This is a genomic window from Billgrantia hypersalina (assembly GCF_052584175.1).
The window spans coordinates 36,077-51,334 of sequence record NZ_JBMIQI010000002.1 but is presented as its reverse complement, the minus strand read 5'-3'; the positions used below and the strand labels follow the sequence as shown (position 1 = coordinate 51,334).

Here is a 15,258-nt window from a genome sequence, read left to right as displayed (position 1 = left end):
CGGGTCAGGGGCGGTTGCGTCGCCGGCGCCATTGATGATGGATGAACTTGATGACCAGGGTCATCACGTAGACCACCCAGCCGGCGGTGGCCAACACATTGAACAGCAGCATTTTCTGCTGGCCGCTCATGGGGGCGACCAGCGTCTCGATGAGCGCACCCAGCAGCAGCACCAGCGCCATGGGCAGGGCCAGAATGTGCATCCACATCTCGGTGCGGCGCTTGCGTACGTGATAGCGGCTCAGGTGGATGCGGAAGGGACGGTGCATGAAGCTGACCAGGATCATGGCCCCTAGCGCGAGCATGGCGGCCAGGGTGGGCTCGATACTGTCCATTCTGGCCGAAATACTGATCGACCAGTAGAAAACGATCCACATCAAGCCAGCCAGGATGGCGACGATGTCAGCGTAGTGGCGAACGCGAGGCATTGGCAGCGTCTCTTTCGATAATCGGCGTCGATGATACGGCATATCGGAGCGCGATGCTGCCGCGGGAGGCCACACGGGTGTTCGTCGCGAATCCGTCGTGCGAACAGGTCGCCGGCGCTGCCTTCCGGTATACTCTGGCGTCGACTCTCTTGCTGAACGACAGGACATGCCGTGACCGCTATCACCCTGACCCGACCCGACGACTGGCACCTTCATCTGCGCGACGGCGAAGCGCTCGCGGCCGTGGTACCTGCGAGCGCCCGCCAGATGGGGCGGGCGATTGTCATGCCCAACCTGAGGCCGCCGGTCACCACCACCGAGCTGGCTCGGGATTATCGTGAGCGGATCCTGGCGGCGCGACCTGAGGGGGCTTCGTTCGAACCTCTGATGACACTTTATCTCACCGACAATACACCAGCCGAGGAGATCGAGCGCGCCGTCGCCAGTGGCCTGGTTCACGCGGTAAAGCTGTATCCGGCGGGCGCGACGACCAATTCCGATTCCGGGGTCACCGACCTGGCCCGCTGCGACGCGGCGATCGCCGCCATGGCGCGTCTCGGCTTGCCGCTGCTGGTTCATGGCGAGGTCACCGATGCCGAGATCGATATCTTCGATCGCGAAGCGGTATTCATCGAGCGGGTGATGAAGCCGCTCCTCGAGCGGCATCCCGAACTCAAGGTGGTGTTCGAGCACATCACCACGAGCGATGCGGCGGAGTTCGTCGCCCAGGCGCCTGCCAACGTGGCGGCGACGATTACCGCTCACCACTTGTTGTTCAACCGCAACCACATGCTCGTCGGCGGCATCCGCCCGCATTACTACTGCCTGCCGATCCTCAAGCGCGAGCGGCATCGTGAGGCGCTGCTCGCGGCCGCCACCTCGGGCAGCGCCAAGTTCTTCCTGGGCACCGACAGTGCTCCACATGCCCAGGGTGACAAGGAGTCGGCCTGCGGCTGTGCCGGTGCCTACACCGCGCCGGCGGCGATCGAATTCTATGCCACCGCCTTCGAGCAGGCCGGGGCACTGGACCGCCTGGAAGGCTTTGCCAGTCATTTCGGGCCCGACTTCTACGGCTTGCCACGCAACGCCGACACCATCACCCTGGTGCGCGAGGAGTGGACGCTGCCGGCATCGCTGCCCTATGCCGGTGGGCAGCGCATCGTGCCGCTGCAGGCCGGTGAGAAGCTGGCCTGGAAATTACGCGACTAGGCAAAGCGCAGCCGAACGACGAAGGCCGCCTGACGGCGGCCGTCTCCCTTGGCGGAAGGATCGACGTGGATTTTCAGCCAGCTTCGAGTTCGACGCCGGGCTGAGGCGTGGCCTCGGCCAGGCGCGCGACCATGCGCTCGACCATGCGTGCCGAGTGAGCGGCGGCCTTTTCCAGAAATTGCTCGAACGATAGATGATTGTCGCCACCGCCTGCGATGTCGGACAGCGAGCGGACGACCACGAACGGGCAGCCATACAGATGGCAGGTCTGGGCAATGGCAGCGGCTTCCATTTCGGCGGCGAGCATGGTCGGGAAGCGCGAGCGGGTCCTGGTGACCAGTTCCGGGCAGGCCATGAAGACATCCCCGGTCGCGATCAGGCCCTCCACCACCTTGACTTCGCCCAGTGCCTCGACGCACTCGCGAGCGAGGGTGACGAGACGCGCGTCGGGCAGATAGGCCGCGGGCATCTGAGGCACCTGGCCGTGTTCGTAGCCGAATACCACGGCATCGACGTCGTGGTGGCGCACCTCGCTGGACACCACGACGTCACCGATCTCCAGTCCTTCACCGAAGCCGCCGGCAGAGCCGGTATTGATGATCGCCTCGGGCCGGTAGACATCGAGCAGCAGGGTGGTGCCGATGGCGGCATTGACCTTGCCTATGCCCGATTGCAGGATCACCACGTCGACACCGTGCAGCTGGCCGTGATGGAAGGTACAGCCCACATGGGTGCGTGTGCGGCGTTCTTTCAGCAGGGAGGCGAGATACTCCACCTCTTGCGCCATGGCGCCAATGATACCGATACGTCTCATCTTGTCTTGCGCTCTCCAGTCAGCGGCGCAGGGCGCCTGCGGGCCAAGGCTCAGGCCTTTTCGGCGAAAACCTGGGTCCATTCGTCGCGCTTGGCAAGAAAATCGCGGGCGATCTGCTTGGCGCCTTCCAGGCTGTGACTCGCCGCCCAGCCGCACTGCATTTCATTGCAGGCCGGCACTTCGTTGGCCACCAGAACGTCTTCCAGGGTCTTTTGCAGCAGGTTCAGCACGTCGTTGTAATCGTCGTGGTTGATCAGCGCGACATAGAAGCCGGTCTGACAGCCCATCGGGCTGATATCGACGATGCGGTCCGAGTGGTTGCGTGAAAGTTCGGCCAGAAGGTGCTCGAGGGAGTGCAGCGCCGGCATCTCCATGTGCTCCCGGTTGGGCTGGCAGATGCGCATGTCATACTTGTGGATTCGGTCGCCGTTGAGCCCGGTCTTGATGTCAGCCAGGCGCACATAGGGGGCCTTCACCTTGGTGTGGTCAAGGTTGAAGCTTTCGACGTTCATCTTGTCGCTCATGAGCGGCCTCGCGTCAGGGGAGTAAGGAAGCGCGCATTCTAGCGGAGCAGTGCGCCCATGTCAGGCGGGTTCAAAGCAGCGCGACATCCTGTTCCATGGCATCGTGGCGCTCGGCCGCGAATAGCGTGTTCTCCAGCAGCGAGGCGACGGTCATCGGACCTACGCCGCCCGGTACCGGTGTGATCCAGGCGGCGCGCTCCGCGGCGGGGCCGAACTCCACGTCCCCCACCAGACGACCGTCTTCCTCCCGATTGATTCCCACGTCGATCACGATGGCGCCCTCGCGCACCCATTCGCCTTTGACCAGGCCCGGCTTGCCGACCGCAACGACGAGAAGCTCGGCGCGGCGTACATGCGCTTCAAGGTCGTGCGTGAAGCGGTGGCAGACCGTGGTGGTGCAGCCGGCCAGCATCAACTCCAGCGCCATCGGGCGGCCGACGATATTCGAGGCGCCGACCACGGTGGCGTCAAGGCCACGCACCTTCAGGCCGCTGGCCTGCAGCAGGGTCATGACGCCCTTGGGGGTGCATGGGCGCAGCATCGGCAGACGCTGGGCGAGCCGGCCCAGGTTGTAGGGATGAAAGCCGTCGACATCCTTGTGCGGCAGGATGCGCTCGAGAAGAGGCCGCGAATCCAGATGGGAGGGTAGCGGCAGCTGCAGCAAGATCCCATCGATGCGCGAGTCATCGTTGAGGGTATCGATCAGTTGCTCGAGCTCGTGCTGAGTGGTGTCGTTGGGCAATGCATGCTGAAAGGAGAGAATGCCGGCCTGCTCGCAGGCGCGATGCTTGTTGCTCACATAGACGTGGGAAGCGGGATCCTCGCCCACCAGTACGACGGCGAGGCCCGGGATGCGCTTGCCCTCGGTACGCCGCGCCTCGACCTGGCGGGCAACCTGCTCGCGGACCTGAGCGGCTATGGCCTTGCCATCGATGAGTTGGGCGGTCATCGTAACTCCCCTGAGTGGATGGTGTGAGCGGCGCTGGCGGCGCCGGCTGCGAATGGGCGAAGGGTGCCGATTTTCGCATGCCGTGCCGCCGAGGCAAAGCGCAAAAGCCCCGGCATGTCAGGCAACTATTGACCACAGTCGATTCTCGCGTAGAATACGCAGCGCTCGACGAGGCCCATCATAAGGGTGTCGAGGGCCGTGCAGAGGCCGGCGGGGTGTAGCGCAGTCTGGTAGCGCGCCTGCTTTGGGAGCAGGATGTCGGGGGTTCGAATCCCTCCACCCCGACCACAACCTTTTGTTTATGCTGGAAAAATGGCGAAACGGGGTTGCGGTCAGACGCCATGGAACGTAGAATGCGCCCATAGCTCAACCGGATAGAGCAACGGCCTTCTAAGCCGTAGGTTGCAGGTTCGAGTCCTGCTGGGCGTGCCATTGTGGCGCTCGCGGTGGCCTCCGGTTCGAGTGTGGCGTATCAGTGTCGTGTCGATATGGTGGATGTAGCTCAGTGGTAGAGCCCCGGATTGTGGCTCCGGTGGTCGTGGGTTCGATCCCCATCATCCACCCCATTGCAACTTGACTCTCGTCCGAGTCGTACTCTCATCCGCCAGCCGAAGCCTTCGAGTGACCATGCCGTCAGGGTGTCGTCTGGGTGCGTTGGTGACTACACCAATCCCTCTCGAGGCGGCTGAGGCATAACAGCAAGTTCTCCCTGCGCCCTTGTAAAATGCCCGTGCGCCCCAATCCTTGAGGCGTAACGCTTGCCAGCGTAAGGCGGGATTCTTAGAATCTCTCTTTTACATTCACGCTTCCCAAGAACGCCCCCAGTCGGTAGAGGACCATTCATGCAAGTTTCCGTCGAAACGACCTCCCAGATCGAGCGCCGCGTCACGTTTCAGGTGCCGGCCGCCGAGGTCGACGAGGCCGTCGAGGCCCGCCTCAAGGACACGGCGAAAAATATTCGCCTCAACGGCTTTCGCAAGGGCCGGGTACCCATGTCCGTGGTGCGCCAACGTTACGGTCGCGGCGTGCGCGACGAGGTCGTGGGCGAGCTGATGCGTGAGCGCTACGTGCGTGCGATCACCGAACAGAATCTCAATCCGGCAGGTTTCCCGAGCATCGAGCCCACGGTAGACGAGGCGGGCAGGGATCTGGAGTTCGTGGCCTCCCTGGAGATCTATCCCGAGATCGAGCTTGCCTCGATCGAAGGCACCGAGGTCGAGCGGCCGGTCGTCGAGGTCAGCGATGCCGACCTCGAAGAGATGGTCGAGACCCTGCGCAAGCAGAATGCTGCCTGGGAAGAGGTCGACCGCGCCGCTGAAGAGGGCGACCAGGTCAAGATCGATTTCCAGGGCTTCCTCGGCGACGAGCCTTTCGAGGGCGGTAGTGCCGAAGGCCATGAGTTGGTGCTGGGTTCCGGTAACTTCATTCCCGGCTTCGAAGATCAGCTCGTCGGGGCCAAGGCGGGCGAGGAGAAGGAGATCAAGGTCACCTTCCCCGAGGACTACCAGGCTGAGCACCTGGCCGGTCAGGAAGCGACCTTCAAGGTCAAGGTGCACGCCGTCAAGGGTCAGGCCCTGCCGGAAGTCGACGAGGAGTTCATCAAGCGCTTCGGCGTCGAGGATGGCGACGTCGAGAAGTTCCGCGCCGAAGTCAGGAAGAACATGGCGCGCGAAGCCAAGCAGGCTGTCGACAATCGCGTCAAGCAGCAGGTTCTCGAGGCGCTGAAGAAGGCCAATGACATTCCGGTGCCTCAGGCGCTCGTCCAGCAGGAAACCGATGCGCTCAAGCGCCAGGCGGCCCAGCAGTTCGGCCTGGGCGAGGATTTTGACGTTTCCCAGCTGCCCAACGAGCTGTTCGCCGAGCAGGCCAAAAGCCGCGTGCAGGTCGGTCTATTGCTGGCCGAGGTGATCAAGGCCAACGAGCTGGATGCCACCGACGACGAGATCCGTGCCAAGGTCGAGGAACTGGCCGAGCAGTATCAGGATCCGCAGGAAGTCATCGATTACTACATGGGCAACAATCAGCTCAAGACTCAGGTCAAGTCGGCTATCCTCGAGGAGAAGGCTGTCGACAAGCTGCTGGAGCAAGCCAACGTCAAGGACGTTGAGATGAGCTACCAGCAGGCGCTGGCCGCCGCCCAGCAGGGCGAGCAGGCCGACGAGAGCGAGGCCGAGGAAGGCGAGCAAGAAGCCAACAGCTGATTCGGCGGCGAATCCGTCCCTGCCGGTTGCCGAGGAGGCGGCCGGCAGGAGGGGAGCGCTTCCATTCATCGGATGCAAGGACATCACACAGATGAGCAACGAGTTCGAGACCCGAAACGCCGGCGGCCTGGTGCCGATGGTAGTAGAGCAAAGCGCGCGAGGCGAGCGGGCCTACGACATCTACTCCAGGCTGCTGAAGGAGCGTGTGATCTTCCTGGTGGGACCGGTGGAAGACCACATGGCCAACCTGATCGTGGCACAGCTGCTGTTTCTTGAATCCGAAAACCCGGACAAGGACATCCATCTCTACATCAACTCGCCAGGCGGCGCGGTGACTGCCGGCATGGCGATCTACGATACCATGCAGTTCATCAAGCCCGACGTTTCGACGGTGTGCATCGGCCAGGCGGCCAGCATGGGGGCGCTGTTACTGGCGGGCGGTGCTGCCGGCAAGCGCTACTCGCTGCCCCATTCGCGCATGATGATTCACCAGCCGCTGGGTGGCTACCAGGGCCAGGCGGCGGACATCGAGATTCATACCCGGGAAATCCTCGGTATCCGCGACAAGCTCAACCGTATCCTTGCCCACCATACCGGACAGGACATCGAGACGATTGCCCGGGATACGGATCGCGACAATTTCATGAGCGGCACGCAGGCAGTGGAATACGGTCTGGTCGATGCTGTACTGGATAAGCGCCCCACATCCTGATAGCGTGAATTCAGGTACGCTTCATATACGTGATAAGCGGCGGCCGGCCCGGCCGCCGAAGTGACAGAGGTACGCGAATGGCCGACGGCAAAGGCAAGGACGAAGGTGGCAAGCTGCTCTATTGCTCGTTCTGTGGCAAGAATCAGAACGAGGTACGCAAGCTGATTGCCGGCCCGTCCGTTTATATCTGCGACGAGTGTGTCGACCTGTGCAACGACATCATTCGCGAGGAAGTTCTCGATGCCGATGCCGAGAGCGATGAGGAGCGTCTACCCGTTCCCCGCGAGATTCGTCGCACCCTGGACGAATACGTCATCGGTCAGGACCGCGCCAAGACGGTGCTGTCCGTAGCCGTCTACAACCACTACAAGCGTCTTCGTGCCGGCATCAAGGGTGACGACGTCGAGCTCGGCAAGTCCAATATTCTGTTGATCGGTCCCACCGGCAGCGGCAAGACCCTGCTGGCCGAGACCATGGCGCGTCTGCTCAATGTGCCCTTCACCATCGCCGACGCCACCACGCTCACCGAAGCGGGCTATGTGGGCGAGGATGTCGAGAACATCATCCAGAAGCTGCTGCAGAAATGCGACTACGATGTGGAGAAGGCCCAGCGTGGCATCGTCTATATCGATGAGATCGACAAGATCTCGCGCAAGTCCGACAATCCCTCGATTACCCGCGACGTCTCTGGCGAGGGTGTACAGCAGGCGCTGCTGAAACTCATCGAGGGCACCACGGCCTCGGTCCCGCCGCAGGGCGGGCGCAAGCACCCCCAGCAGGAGTTCCTGCAGGTCGATACCGGCAATATCCTGTTCATCGTGGGCGGTGCCTTCGCCGGTCTTGACAAGGTCATCCGCGACCGCGCCGAGAAGGGCGGCATCGGCTTCAGTGCCGAGGTGAAGAGCAAGGACGAGACCAAGGGCGTGGGTGACCTGCTTGCCGACGTCGAGCCGGAGGATCTGGTCAAGTTCGGCCTGATACCCGAGTTCGTCGGCCGCCTGCCGGTCATCGCCACGCTCACCGAGCTCAGCGAGGAGGCGCTGATCCAGATTCTCACCGAGCCCAAGAATTCGCTGGTCAAGCAGTACGCCCGGCTGTTCGATATGGAGGGCGTTGAGCTGGAGTTCCGTGAGGATGCCCTGCGTGCCGTCGCCAAGAAGGCCATGGCGCGCAAGACCGGCGCCCGCGGGTTGCGCTCCATTCTCGAGTCGGTGTTGCTCGACACCATGTACGAGATTCCATCCATGGAGGGGGTGTCCAAGGTGGTCATCGATGCGTCGGTCATCGCCGGCGACAGCGAGCCCTTGCTGATCTATTCACAGCAGGACCAGAGGGTCGACGGAACCGACGGTTGAGGTTGGGCGGCTCGTGCCGTCACGCCCATGACGAAAAGGGGTCGCTCGGGCGGCCCCTTTCCCGTTAGTCATGGCCCCTTGCAAAGCGGGCTCCAAGCCCCCACTCCCTCTGTATCCACCGATTTCTGTTTTGAGGAACGTCTGCGATGCAGCAGAACGCCGTTCAGACCTTGAGTCTGCCCCTGTTGCCACTGCGCGATGTGGTCGTCTATCCGCAGATGGTGATTCCCCTGTTCGTCGGTCGCGAGAAGTCGATCCAGGCACTGGATGCTGCCATGGCCGCCGACAAGCGCGTGCTGCTGGTAGCCCAGCGGGAAGCCGGGCAGGACGACCCCGGTACCGAGGATCTCTTCACCATCGGCACCGTGGCCGAGATCATGCAGCTATTGAAGCTACCGGACGGGACCGTCAAGGTGCTGATCGAGGGGGTCTCTCGCGCCAACCTGCGCGAGGTACACCATGCCGATCAGGGCCACAGCATGGCCGATGCGGTGCTGCGTGACAGCGAGCCATTGACCGAGCGTGAGCAGGAGGCGCTCGTCCGGGTACTGCTCAACCAGTTCGAGCAGTACGTCAAGCTTTCCAAGAAGGTACCCAACGAAGTCCTCAACTCGCTATCAGGTATTGAGGACCCGAGCCGTCTGGTCGACACCATCTGCGCTCACCTGTCGCTAAAGATCCAGGACAAGCAGCAGCTGCTCGAGATGGATCGCGTACGTGATCGCATCGAACACCTGATGGCGCTGATCGAATCGGAGATCGATCTGCTGCAGGTGGAGAAGCGCATTCGCTCTCGGGTCAAGGACCAGATGGAGAAGTCGCAGCGCGAGTATTACCTCAACGAGCAGATGAAGGCCATCCAGAAAGAGATGGGCGAGCTCGAGAACGTGCCCAACGAGGCCGAGAAGTACGAAGCGGCCATCGAAGAATCGGGCATGCCCAAGGAAGCTCGCGACAAGGCCCTGCAGGAGCTTGGCAAGCTCAAGATGATGTCGCCGAGTTCCGCGGAAGCCACTGTGGTGCGGTCCTACCTCGATTGGATGGTGGCGGTGCCGTGGAAGAAGCGCACCCGGGTCAAGCACGACCTGGTGCACGCCCACAAGGTGCTGGACGAGGACCACTACGGTCTCGACGAGGTCAAGGAGCGCATCCTCGAATACCTGGCCGTGCAGAAACGCGTCAAGAAGCTCAAGGGGCCCGTACTCTGCCTCGTTGGGCCGCCCGGGGTGGGCAAGACCTCGCTCGGCCAATCGATCGCACGGGCGACCAACCGCAAGTATGTCCGCCTGGCGCTCGGCGGTGTACGCGACGAGTCCGAGATTCGAGGCCATCGCCGGACCTATATTGGCTCACTGCCGGGCAAGCTGATCCAGCGCATGAGCAAGGCCGGGGTCAAGAATCCGCTGTTCCTGCTCGATGAAGTCGACAAGATCGGTATGGATCACCGCGGTGATCCTGCCTCGGCGCTGCTCGAGGTGCTCGACCCGGAACAGAACGACAAGTTCAACGACCATTACCTCGAGCTGGATTACGACCTCTCCGAGGTGATGTTCATCTGTACCGCCAACTCGATGAACATTCCCGGTCCCTTGCTGGACCGCATGGAAGTCATTCGCCTGCCCGGCTACACCGAAGACGAGAAGCTCGCCATCGCGCGGCGATACCTGGTGCCCAAGCAACTCAAGGCGACCGGATTCAAGGAGGAGGAACTGCGGTTCTCCGATGAATCGCTGCTGGAGCTGATACGCTATTACACCCGCGAAGCCGGGGTGCGTGAGCTCGAACGGCAAATCGCCAAGGTGTGTCGCAAGGTACTGCGCGAGCGCCTCGAACACGAGGGGCAGGGCGCCCAGGCTCAGGTACTGCTTGCTGCGGCTGACATCGAAACCTATGCTGGCGTGCGCCGCTATAGCTATGGCCTGGCCGACAAGGAGGATCAGGTGGGTCGCGTGACCGGACTGGCCTGGACGTCGGTAGGTGGGGAGTTGCTCAATATCGAATCGGTCGTCACTCCCGGAAAGGGGCGTATCAACAAGACCGGGTCGCTGGGCGACGTGATGAAAGAGTCCGTCAGTGCCGCCCACACCGTAGTGCGTGCTCGTGCCGCGGCACTCGGTATCGATCCTGAGCGCTTCGAGAAGGAAGACCTGCATATCCACGTGCCGGAGGGTGCCACGCCGAAAGATGGTCCCAGCGCAGGTATCGCCATGGTGACAGCCATGGTATCGGCCTACACCGGACGCCCGATACGCTGCGACCTCGCCATGACCGGTGAGGTCAATCTGCGCGGTGAGGTGATGCCTATTGGCGGTCTAAAGGAGAAATTGCTGGCGGCACGGCGCGGTGGTATAAAGATTGTGCTCATTCCGGAAGAGAACCGCCGGGACCTCAAGGAGGTACCGGACAATATCAAGGATGCGCTGGATATCCGACCAGTGCGCTGGGTCGACGAAGTACTGGAGTCGGCGCTGGTCGAAAGATCCGGCGCTGGTGGGGATGAATCGCGGACGGAAGAATCGGCTTCTTCCTCCACCATGATCAGTACGCATTAACGATAATTTCTGTGTTATGCCGGGGATAAAATCCCGGCATGGCGCGGTTTGGCGCCTCAGTTGCTTGACACCTCTTTTACAGCATTGCTATAAACTGCCAGCCATGCTGTGATCGCGTTGCCGGGCGAAAGGCCGCCGATTAGAGCCATTTTCTGAAACAGTTAAGGGGTGAAGTGTGAACAAATCCGAGCTGATCGAAGCCATCGCCGCGTCTGCCGATATTCCCAAGGCCGCTGCGTCTCGCGCACTGGATGCCATGGTCGATACCGTCACCGAGAGCCTCAAGAAAGGGGACAGCGTCTCTCTCGTCGGGTTCGGCACTTTTACGGTCAAAGAGCGCGCCGCTCGCACCGGCCGCAATCCGCAGACAGGCAAGCCGATCCAGATCAGCGCAGCCAAGGTGCCGACATTCAAGGCCGGCAAGGCGCTCAAGGACTCCGTGAACTGAGTCAACGGGTTATTTGCGCCGCATCTCGAGTACGGGATCCCGCGTCGGCAGCAAACGATCAGGCGCATCGCTCAGGCGGTGCGCCTTCTTTTTGGCAGGTTCTGGCACGGCCTGGGTGATAAGACGAGTTCCGAAGCAAGGCGGGCCCTCCTGCCATGGTCCGCAACGTCTGGCCACCGTATAATGTTGCGCCACAGCCAGCCAACCATCAGCAACCGAGGCCTGCATGCTGCAAAGTATTCGTGACCGCTCCAGGAGTTGGGGCGCCAAGATTATCGTGGGTGCCGTCGTCGTCACCATGGCGCTGTTCGGTATCGAGTCCCTGGTGGGGCTGTTCGGCGGAGGCGGCGACGAGGTTGCCCAGGTCAACGGCGAAAGCATAACGCGTCAGGAACTGGAGATGGAGGTGCAGCGCGCCATCCGCTCCGGGGAGGTACCGCCGGAGCAGGAGCGGGCCTTGCGCGGTCAGGTTCTCGAAGAAATGATCGGCGAACGCCTGATGCAGGATTTCGCCGAGGGTGGTGGTCTCTACCTTTCCGATGAACAACTCGACCACGTGATTGTGACCCTGCCCGAATTTCAGGATCAGGATGGCCGTTTCGATGCCGACCTGTTTCGCAACCGCCTGGCCGGTGCCGGTTTTACACCAACCTCCTTTCGCACCGCATTGAGGGTGGACCTCAAGCGCCAACAGCTTCAGCAGGGTCTGGCGCTCAGCGAAATCGTACTTGACGGAGAGCGCGAGACCCTGGCCGAGCTACAGCGGCAAGTTCGTAGCTTCCGCTACCATACGCTGAGCGCCGAAGAACTTGACGAGCCCGTCCAGGTCAGCGAACAGGAGCTTCAGGTCTACTATGAGGAAAATAGCGAGCGCTACCAGCGGCCCGAGCAGGTGCGTCTGGAGTACGTGGTCGTCGACCGTGAGAAGATGGCCGAGCAAGTCGAGGTAAGCGAGGACGCATTGCGTCAGGAGTGGCAGGAGCGGGGGCGCGATGCCGATCGGCGTGTGTCGCATATCATGGCGACATTTGGCGACGAGCGCTCCCGCGACGACGCCATCGAGCGACTGGAAGAGGTTCGGGAGCGCCTTGCTGAGGGCGACACCTTCGATGAGCTGGCCCTCCAATACTCGGAAGATCCCTCCACCGCCGAGCAAGGAGGCGATCTCGGCGTGATCAGCCGCGGCTTCTTCGGTGATGCGTTTGACGAATCGGCTTTTGCGCTCGCGCCTGGTCAGGTATCGGGCATCGTGGAAACCGAAAATGGCCTTCACCTGATCAAGGTGACGGAGCTGGACCAGCCTTCCTTCGAAGAGATTCGCGATGAGCTGGCCCGTGAGTTGGGGCTGGAACAGGTAACGGGAGAGTTCAATCGTCGCGTGCAGGAACTGATCGACGAGAGTTTCGCCGCCGATGACCTGGCCAGTGTCGCCGAAAGCCTCGAGCTCGAACTGCATGAGAGTGATTGGGTCTCTCGTGACGGGGGCTCGGGCGTCCTTTCCGAGCCAGGGGTGATGAGTGAGGCGTTCAGCGAGGATGTCCTTGTCGAAGGCTTCAATAGCGAGGTCATCGAGCTCGACGCGGATCGCCGCATGGTGCTGCGCGTTGCCGACCATCGCGAAGCGACCGTACTCCCGCTCGACGAAGTGCGGGACCAAGTGGCGCAAGCCGTCGAGCAGCGCAAGCAGCGCGAAGCACTTCTCGACGTGGCGCGTGAGCGAATCGAGCGACTGCGTTCGGGTGAAGACCTTGAGCTTGAATGGCATCAGGTCGAGCAGGCGACTCGGCAGCAGGGCGATGCGCCAGGCGCTGTGCTACGAGCGGCTTTCAGGCTTCCGCATCCTGAAGCAGGCGAGGCTGTCTTCGGCTATGCCAGCGATGGCGAGCGAATCCACCTGATCGCCCTGGATAGCGTCGAAGCCGGTGAGGCTGACGAACAGACGGAAGCCTTCGTGGCGCGAATGACCGATCAGCTACGCGCTCAGGCGGCTATTCAAGGTTTACGCAGCCATTTGCGTGAGACGGCCGAGATCGAACGACGCTGAACTTGGCTTCGTGTGATCTCGAGTCGATAGAAAAGGGGGCATGCCCCCTTTTCTATCAAAGTGGTTTTATACCGTTATCTTGCTTCACTGTTATTTCGCTCATGGGAAATCAGGGGGAAGGTAATGCGCGCCATGTGTTACTCTATAACAATTATTCCCGGCAGGAGTGATTATGCGCACGGCACCCCTCGCATCTATACCCGTGCACCTGTTCAGTGGCTTTCTTGGTAGCGGCAAGACCACGCTCATACGCCGTTTGATCGAGCACAAGCCGCCGCATGAGCGTTGGGCGATAGTGATCAATGAGTTCGGTCAGATCGGCATCGACCAGGCCATGTTCGAGATGCGCGATGACGTCATCGTCAAGGGGCTCCCGGGAGGCTGTCTCTGTTGTCAGCTCGCTTTCGTTCTACAGGCTACCCTGGTCAACCTGCTGCACCGCTACCGGCCTGATCGACTCATTGTCGAACCTTCGGGGCTCGGGCATCCTGCCGGCCTGGTCGATGTGCTGCGCAGCGAGGCTTTCGCAGACATTCTCGAGATACGAGACGTCATCGTGCTGCTCGATCCTGCTCGGCTCGACGACCCTCGTGCGCGAGAGCACGAGACGTTCAACGATCAATTGGCCATGGCCGATGCCGTCGCGTTGACGATGAGCGATCTTGCCAGCAGCGACCAGCTGGCAGCCGCCCGGACTTTTGTGGGTGAGCTTTGGCCGCGCAAGAAATGGGTGGCCGAGGCTCCCCACGGTGCGCTGCCGATAGCGTTGCTTCTCGAGAGCGGCCATCACCGGGAAGACACGGCTTACCGAGGAAACGGCGATCACGATGCGCTTCGCGACAAGGCGCAGCAGGTCGTGATGCTGGAGGAATTCACCCGGACCATGCCGGCGCCGGGCAAACCCTTGCAGGAGAGTCAGCGGGCGCTAGGCTACGATTCCCTGGGCTGGCGCTGGCATCCGCAGGACATCTTCGATCTCGACCGTCTGACCCGGGTACTGGATCGCATGCCGGTGGGGCTGCGTATGAAGGGGATCCTGCATACGAATGCTGGCTGGAAGCTCTACAATCGTGGGCAAGGTTCGGCCAGCCTTGCCCCAAGCGCCTGGCGCAAGGACTCACGTCTGGAGGTGATCGGTGCTCGGGGCATGCCGCCTGCCGCGGAGCTGCTGGAGGCGCTCCAGGCGTGTTGCATCGACCAGGACGTCGGTAACGTGCCGCCCTGAAGAGGGCTAGAGCGCGATCTCGCGCAGTACCGGGTTGCCGTCTGGGCCGATCTCGACTTCCCACCCCCTGCCGGGTTGCCAGTCTCCCAGCACGATACGCCGGGCAGGTTGATCGTCGACCTCGATATCGTGAACGTCAGGGCGGTGGGTGTGGCCGTGGATCAGTGTCGTGACACCGTGGTCGCGCATGACGCGTACCACTTCCTCGGGCGTGACATCCATGATGTCTTCGGCCTTGTTCGAATTCGCTTCGCCCGACTGCTGCCGAAGCGAGGCAGCCAGCTGGATGCGGTCGGCCAGCGGCATGGCCAGCACCTGCTCCTGCCAAGCCGGGTTGCGTGCCTGGCTGCGAAAGGCCATGTAGGCTTCATCCTGGGTGCACAGACTGTCGCCATGCATGAGCAGGACCGGCTCGTCGGCGAAGCGAAGCACGGCCGGGTCGGTCAGCAGTTTCGCACCGGCGGCGGCAGCGAAGCGATGGCCGAGGAGAAAATCGCGATTGCCATGCATCAGATAGATGGCGGTGCCCTCGTCGGCCAGGTGGCGCAGCGCAGTGGCTGCCCGTATCGCGAGAGCGGCATTGCCGCTGGGGTCGCGGTCGGCATGATCGAGCAGGTCATCGCCGATCCAGGCTTCGAAGAAGTCACCCAGGATATAGAGCGCATCGGCGCCATGCGCGCGCTTGTCGAGCCAGTCGAGGAAGCCTTCGGTGACGTCGGGCGCGCCAGGATGCAGATGCAGGTCGGAGATCAGCAGGGTAATGCTCATGGCCGTGTCTCGTGGGTTCGGGTCGAACGA

13 protein-coding genes and 3 tRNA genes are annotated in these 15,258 nt (G+C 62.1%); 11 read left to right on the top strand and 5 right to left on the bottom strand.

The features are described 5' to 3' along the window. Positions 1–4: 4 nt before the first annotated feature. On the bottom strand, positions 5–427 hold the full coding sequence (locus ACOJCM_RS00365; RefSeq protein ID WP_445210071.1) for a hypothetical protein: 423 nt from the start codon (positions 425–427) through the stop codon (positions 5–7). Positions 428–598: 171 nt separating this feature from the next. Here ACOJCM_RS00365 and pyrC point away from each other — a divergent pair, with 171 nt between their 5' ends. Continuing rightward, positions 599–1,636 carry a dihydroorotase gene (pyrC, locus tag ACOJCM_RS00360; RefSeq protein WP_445210070.1) on the top strand — a complete coding sequence of 346 codons (1,038 nt, stop codon included), beginning with the start codon at positions 599–601 and terminating at the stop codon, positions 1,634–1,636. Positions 1,637–1,709: 73 nt separating this feature from the next. On the opposite strand, the gene mtnN is transcribed toward pyrC, so the two are convergent. From mtnN to folD, 3 genes are all read right to left on the bottom strand, one after another. Next, positions 1,710–2,450, bottom strand: coding sequence for a 5'-methylthioadenosine/S-adenosylhomocysteine nucleosidase (mtnN, locus tag ACOJCM_RS00355; protein WP_445210069.1), 741 nt, complete (start codon positions 2,448–2,450; stop codon positions 1,710–1,712). A gap of 50 nt (positions 2,451–2,500) precedes the next feature. Next, complete coding sequence (locus tag ACOJCM_RS00350) at positions 2,501–2,974, bottom strand: S-ribosylhomocysteine lyase (protein ID WP_445210068.1); 474 nt, start codon at positions 2,972–2,974, stop codon at positions 2,501–2,503. Between the two features lie 70 nt (positions 2,975–3,044). Beyond that, positions 3,045–3,923, bottom strand: a complete 879-nt coding sequence (gene folD / locus ACOJCM_RS00345; protein WP_445210067.1) for a bifunctional methylenetetrahydrofolate dehydrogenase/methenyltetrahydrofolate cyclohydrolase FolD — start codon at positions 3,921–3,923, stop codon at positions 3,045–3,047. Positions 3,924–4,134: 211 nt separating this feature from the next. On the opposite strand from folD, the gene ACOJCM_RS00340 reads away from it, so the two are divergent. The 10 genes from ACOJCM_RS00340 (at position 4,135) to ACOJCM_RS00295 (ending at position 14,460) form a co-directional block, all read left to right on the top strand. After that, a tRNA-Pro gene (locus tag ACOJCM_RS00340) sits at positions 4,135–4,211 on the top strand. A 67-nt stretch (positions 4,212–4,278) separates the two neighbouring features. After that, positions 4,279–4,355, top strand: a tRNA-Arg gene (locus ACOJCM_RS00335). A gap of 59 nt (positions 4,356–4,414) precedes the next feature. Continuing rightward, positions 4,415–4,489: transfer RNA gene (locus ACOJCM_RS00330), tRNA-His, on the top strand. Positions 4,490–4,765: 276 nt separating this feature from the next. Further along, positions 4,766–6,124, top strand: a complete 1,359-nt coding sequence (gene tig, locus ACOJCM_RS00325; protein ID WP_445210066.1) for a trigger factor — start codon at positions 4,766–4,768, stop codon at positions 6,122–6,124. A 91-nt stretch (positions 6,125–6,215) separates the two neighbouring features. Continuing rightward, positions 6,216–6,836: an ATP-dependent Clp endopeptidase proteolytic subunit ClpP gene (gene clpP / locus ACOJCM_RS00320; RefSeq protein WP_445210065.1), complete on the top strand. Its 621-nt coding sequence runs from the start codon at positions 6,216–6,218 to the stop codon at positions 6,834–6,836. 77 nt (positions 6,837–6,913) lie between these two features. Next, on the top strand, positions 6,914–8,191 hold the full coding sequence (gene clpX / locus ACOJCM_RS00315) for an ATP-dependent Clp protease ATP-binding subunit ClpX (RefSeq protein WP_445210064.1): 1,278 nt from the start codon (positions 6,914–6,916) through the stop codon (positions 8,189–8,191). Positions 8,192–8,337: 146 nt separating this feature from the next. Further along, positions 8,338–10,743, top strand: coding sequence for an endopeptidase La (lon, locus tag ACOJCM_RS00310; RefSeq protein WP_445210063.1), 2,406 nt, complete (start codon positions 8,338–8,340; stop codon positions 10,741–10,743). A 175-nt stretch (positions 10,744–10,918) separates the two neighbouring features. Continuing rightward, complete coding sequence (gene hupB / locus ACOJCM_RS00305; RefSeq protein WP_445210062.1) at positions 10,919–11,191, top strand: nucleoid-associated protein HU-beta; 273 nt, start codon at positions 10,919–10,921, stop codon at positions 11,189–11,191. 226 nt (positions 11,192–11,417) lie between these two features. Then, entirely contained in the window at positions 11,418–13,235 is a 1,818-nt protein-coding gene (locus ACOJCM_RS00300; protein ID WP_445210061.1) for a SurA N-terminal domain-containing protein, read from the top strand. A gap of 172 nt (positions 13,236–13,407) precedes the next feature. Continuing rightward, positions 13,408–14,460 (top strand): CobW family GTP-binding protein, encoded by a 1,053-nt coding sequence (locus tag ACOJCM_RS00295; protein ID WP_445210060.1) that lies wholly within the window; start codon positions 13,408–13,410, stop codon positions 14,458–14,460. Between the two features lie 6 nt (positions 14,461–14,466). Here the strand turns inward: ACOJCM_RS00295 and ACOJCM_RS00290 are convergent, their stop codons facing one another. After that, positions 14,467–15,228: a UDP-2,3-diacylglucosamine diphosphatase gene (locus ACOJCM_RS00290; protein WP_445210059.1), complete on the bottom strand. Its 762-nt coding sequence runs from the start codon at positions 15,226–15,228 to the stop codon at positions 14,467–14,469. Between the last annotated feature and the right edge of the window lie 30 nt (positions 15,229–15,258).

What these genes read in the sequence shown, in the direction of transcription:
- ACOJCM_RS00290 (WP_445210059.1), bottom strand. Translation starts at nt 15,228, where the DNA reads ATGAGCATTACCCTGCTGATCTCCGACCTGCATCTGCATCCTGGCGCG.
- clpX (WP_445210064.1), top strand. Translation starts at nt 6,914, where the DNA reads ATGGCCGACGGCAAAGGCAAGGACGAAGGTGGCAAGCTGCTCTATTGC.
- folD (WP_445210067.1), bottom strand. Translation starts at nt 3,923, where the DNA reads ATGACCGCCCAACTCATCGATGGCAAGGCCATAGCCGCTCAGGTCCGC.
- ACOJCM_RS00365 (WP_445210071.1), bottom strand. Translation starts at nt 427, where the DNA reads ATGCCTCGCGTTCGCCACTACGCTGACATCGTCGCCATCCTGGCTGGC.
- clpP (WP_445210065.1), top strand. Translation starts at nt 6,216, where the DNA reads ATGAGCAACGAGTTCGAGACCCGAAACGCCGGCGGCCTGGTGCCGATG.
- lon (WP_445210063.1), top strand. Translation starts at nt 8,338, where the DNA reads ATGCAGCAGAACGCCGTTCAGACCTTGAGTCTGCCCCTGTTGCCACTG.
- ACOJCM_RS00350 (WP_445210068.1), bottom strand. Translation starts at nt 2,974, where the DNA reads ATGAGCGACAAGATGAACGTCGAAAGCTTCAACCTTGACCACACCAAG.
- mtnN (WP_445210069.1), bottom strand. Translation starts at nt 2,450, where the DNA reads ATGAGACGTATCGGTATCATTGGCGCCATGGCGCAAGAGGTGGAGTAT.
- ACOJCM_RS00295 (WP_445210060.1), top strand. Translation starts at nt 13,408, where the DNA reads ATGCGCACGGCACCCCTCGCATCTATACCCGTGCACCTGTTCAGTGGC.
- tig (WP_445210066.1), top strand. Translation starts at nt 4,766, where the DNA reads ATGCAAGTTTCCGTCGAAACGACCTCCCAGATCGAGCGCCGCGTCACG.
- ACOJCM_RS00300 (WP_445210061.1), top strand. Translation starts at nt 11,418, where the DNA reads ATGCTGCAAAGTATTCGTGACCGCTCCAGGAGTTGGGGCGCCAAGATT.